The organism is Actinosynnema sp. (genome assembly GCF_052038725.1).
In genome coordinates this window covers 1-3,922 of the sequence record NZ_JBQGCX010000242.1, presented here as the reverse complement: position 1 = coordinate 3,922, position 3,922 = coordinate 1, and the positions used below count along the sequence as shown (strand labels likewise).

The following is a 3,922-nucleotide window of genomic DNA, read 5'->3' as shown; positions in this document are numbered from 1 at the left end:
GGTGCAGGACCTGCTCCCAACCCGGCAGGTCCGAGGGACGGCGGAAACCGACCTGACCGATGAGGCGGTGCATCCGGTCCTGCGCCTTCGGCCAGGTCTTCGCGTGCAGCTGGTCCAGCTGCACCACCATGTCCTCCATCTCCTCGTCCGTGCGGATCAGGGAGTGCGACCAGGCCGAATCACCTCGGCGGAAGCGCAGGCCGTCTGAGTTCACAAAGCGCACCAGGGCTTCCTCGGCCTGCCCCAGCACCTCACCGCTCAGCGCCCGCAGCACCGCCCTGTGGAAGCGCACCGGGTTGTCGTTCTCCGGGCCCAGCGCCAGCAACCGCTCGTAGAGCGAGAACGCCGTGACGCCCCACGGCTCGACCGGCTCGTGCAGCGCCTTGTCGTGCTCGAGCAGGTCGTCGCGCTGCCCGCTCAACCGCCTGTGCAGGCCCTCGTCGTCCACGGGTGGTTCCTTGCTCGCCCGCTCCAGCGACTCGGAGACCTGCTGGGCGATCTGCCGCTTGTCCAGCCGCTGCTGGTGCAGGTCGAACACCAGGTGCCCGAGGTCGACCTGCTCCAGGCGGCTGGTGACCGCCTCGATCGCGGCCCGCTTCTCCGCGACGAACAGGACGCGCCACCCCTTGGCCGAGGCCGCCGCGACGATGTTCGCGATCGTCTGGCTCTTGCCGGTCCCCGGAGGACCCTGGACCACGACGTGCTGCCCGCCCAGCACCGCGTTGACCGCGTGCTGCTGGGACGAGTCCGCGTCCAGCACCAGGAACTCGTCCCGGACGGCGACCGCGTCCGGCCCGACCGGGTGGTGACCGCCCGCCGTGTCGCGGAGCAGGCGCTTCGCGGGCTCGTGCCCCGCCGCCGCGGCGATGACGTCGTGGGCCGCGAGCAGCTCCGCGCACTCCTTGAGCTCCCGCACCACGGGCAGCTTGTCGAAGCTGAACGTGCTCGCGAACAGCCGGTCCTCGAACTCGGCGGCGCGCCCGTGCCTGGTCACCAGGGAGCTCAGCGCATCGTGCACGAGTCCGGCGTGCGCCCGGCGGTCCTCGTTCTCCGCGAGCACGTCGTTCAGGTGGTCGGTGAGCTGCTCGACGTCGAGGTCGACGCCGTGCTGCCGGTTGAGCGCGTACAGCAGCACGGGGTTGACCTCGGGCGCGCCCACCAGTTGGAGGACGTAGTCGGTCTCCGCCGCGGTGCGGGGCGTGATCGTGAGCGGCTGGAGGACCAGGGGCGCCCGCAAGGGCTTGACCGGGGCCGTTCCCTTCGTGGACGTCGGTTCCAACAGGAACAGGCCGTGGGCGAGCTTGCCCAGGTCGATGCCCTGCTCCTCCTGGAAGGTCAGCATCCTTCGCCGCAGGTTGCGTGCGCGCTGGCAGGCGGACGCGTGCGCCGCGCCGTCCACCAGCGAGTCCAGTCTGGTCCTGCGCCCGGACAGCAACTGTTCCACGCCTTCAGGGCTGCCTCCCACGAGGTCGAGGCTCCACGCCTTGCTGTCGCGGTAGTGCAGGAGTGTGTTGTTCGGCCCAAAGTCCACCAGGTCGTCGGCCCAGGACTCGGCCTTGGCCCGGACGAGCGCGATCCGGGCGTGGTCGTTTTCCATCGCCACCTGCTCTTCCCCCTTCGAACGCTGCGATCGGCACGGGTGCCGAGCTCGCAGAGCGCTGGCGAGCCAATCAGTCTGCTTGAGGTTTTCTTGGCAGGTCAGCGCCCCATTCGGGGGTATTTTTCACACTTTTGAGAAAAATTTTCTCACTGAGGTGGAGAAACGAAAACGGTGCGTCACCGAGTGTTGGAGTCAACGCTGAAATGCGGTTTATTCGGAAATGGGCGCACCGGTTTAGTCGGGTCCATCCCTGAGCTCTCCGCCCGAACACGCCTGCTGAACGCTGCAGCCGCGCTCCTCGCCGTCTCCACCAGCGGGGGCGTGTCCACGCGTGAGGTGTGCGAGGCCGCCGGGGTCAAGCCGTCCGCGCTGTACCACCACTTCGGGGACAAGGGCGGGTTGTTGCTCGCCGTCGTCGTCGACGGGTTCGAGCGGTACCTCGCCGACAAGCGCGCGCTGCCGCCCACCGGTGACGTGGTCACCGACTTCCGGCAGGGGGGACCGGCACATCGGGTTCGCCACCGCCAACCCAGCCCTCTGCAACGTCATGTACGGCCGCCCGCTCGCGAGCTCCGAGCACGCCGCCGCCAGGGCGCGCGCCGACCTCGTCGCGATGCTCCAAGCCCTTCACGACACCGGGCGGCTGCGGCTGCCCGTCGACGTCGCCGCCTCCACCCGCGAGGCCGCCGCCGTCGGGGTCGCGCTGCACCTCATCCGCACCGGCGCGCCCTTGGGCGACCCGGCCGTCGTCGTGGTGCCCGAGGCCGTGGCCGGCGCGCTGCTCGGGCCCGTGCGCGCCTGCGCCGACGCGCCGGTCGGCCCCGGCCTGACCGACACCGCCGCGCGGCTGCGCGACGCCCTGCCCGACGGGCCCGTCGGGCCCTTGTGGGCCTCCGAGGCCGCGCTGTTGCGCGACTGGCTCGGGGATCTCGCCTCAGCGCCGACCACCGCGTCTGCAGGAGAAACCCGATGACCGCACAGATCGACGCAGCCCAGTCCTCAGCCGCCCCCGCCTGCGCGACCACACCTCGGCCACCGCGTCGCGCACCGTGCCCGGTCGCCCGTCGGACACGCTCAGCGCCGCCGTCGCCAGGCACCCGCCCGGCAGCAGCGGTTCCGCCGGGTGCCCCACTGAGTTGGCGCGCAGCGCGGGCTCGACCACCCGGTGCCAGAAGTCCGCGAACGCCTTGTCCAGGGTGGAGATCTGGGGCGCCTCCTCGGTGTCGAAGTGCTTGTGCGCCCCGGACCTGCCCACCACCAGCTCCTCGGCGAGCCGCCCGGTGGTCATCCCGTCCAGCCCCTCCCAGGCGCGATCTCGGCGGCGCGCCCCAGGACGCTCCCCGGTCCTGCGCCCGGCCCCGACCACGGTGACGACGTGGACAACACCACGGTTTGCTGGCCGGGCGCGAGCTGCGTCACCACGGACTCGCCGCGCACCGCGGACACCTGGTCCGAGCACGACCTGGGCCCGTTCCTGGTCACCGCCGTCCCGGCCGTAGACGAGCTTCGGCGACCCGCGGCTGAACCGGGTCGTGGAGGGCGAGAGGCAGTGGGGCTGCCACGGCGGAGGCGCCGCGTTCCACGGCCACCGGTGGCTGGTGGCCCGCCGGTTCGCCCCGGTCGACGCCGCGTTCCCCCGGTGAACGGCGCGGTGCTCGACGCCCCGCGCCGCCGGGGAACGCGTGCACGTGCTGCCGCTGGGGAGCGGTCGGACCTGGCCGGATGAGGCCCGCGGCGCGGGTCAGTCGGCGCGCGTCCCCACCCCGAGCACGGCGGAGAAGTCGACCTCCCTCACCCCGCGCCCGGCCAGCTCCGCCAGCAGCCCCACCCGGACCCGCTCGACCCCGGCCGCGTCCAGGTCGTCCAGCGAGCTTCGGAAACCGCTGCCCAGCACCAGGTTCCACGCCAGCTCGTCGCTCACCGGCTCGCGCAGTCCGCGCGTCCGGACCCGCACGTCGGCGCACCCGACCGACCACAGCCAGGTCCCGAGCGAGTCCTCGGTGTTGATCCGCCCCGCCTCCGACCGCTGCGGCGCCTGCCCCCGCGCGCCGGGCCCGTCCGCGACCCGCGCCACCACGTCCCGGTAGGCCGCCCCGAACTCCTCCAGCGCGCCGGAGCGCCACACCGCCACCACGAACCGCCCGCCCGGCCGCAGCAGCCGGACCAGCCCGCGCGCCGCGTCGTCCATGTCCGGCAGGAAGAACACGCCGAACGCGCACTGCACCAGGTCGTACCCGCCGTCGCGCCCCGGCCACGCGGTCACGTCCGCCTGCGCGAACCGGACGTTCCCCAGCCCGGCCGCGCGCCGCCGCCCGACGCCGA

4 protein-coding genes and 1 pseudogene are annotated in these 3,922 nt (G+C 72.7%); 2 read left to right on the top strand and 3 right to left on the bottom strand.

Annotated elements, in window-relative coordinates:
* The coding region (locus tag ACTUAL_RS04765; protein WP_440899388.1) for an AAA domain-containing protein at nt 1-1,597 on the bottom strand (1,597 nt) is incomplete at its 3' end.
* A 174-nt stretch (nt 1,598-1,771) separates the two neighbouring features.
* Here ACTUAL_RS04765 and ACTUAL_RS04760 point away from each other — a divergent pair.
* Nucleotides 1,772-2,002 (top strand): annotated as a pseudogene (locus ACTUAL_RS04760) (TetR/AcrR family transcriptional regulator); the annotation flags it as partial.
* A gap of 67 nt (nt 2,003-2,069) precedes the next feature.
* A complete protein-coding gene (locus ACTUAL_RS04755; protein WP_440899387.1) occupies nt 2,070-2,573 on the top strand; it encodes a hypothetical protein in 504 nt (167 codons plus the stop codon).
* Here the strand turns inward: ACTUAL_RS04755 and ACTUAL_RS04750 are convergent.
* Both ACTUAL_RS04750 and ACTUAL_RS04745 read right to left on the bottom strand, forming a co-directional pair.
* Complete coding sequence (locus tag ACTUAL_RS04750; protein WP_440899386.1) at nt 2,535-2,966, bottom strand: TetR family transcriptional regulator C-terminal domain-containing protein; 432 nt, start codon at nt 2,964-2,966, stop codon at nt 2,535-2,537. The genes ACTUAL_RS04755 and ACTUAL_RS04750 overlap by 39 nt on opposite strands.
* Nucleotides 2,967-3,341: 375 nt before the next feature.
* The coding region (locus ACTUAL_RS04745) for a class I SAM-dependent methyltransferase (protein WP_440899385.1) at nt 3,342-3,922 on the bottom strand (581 nt) is incomplete at its 5' end.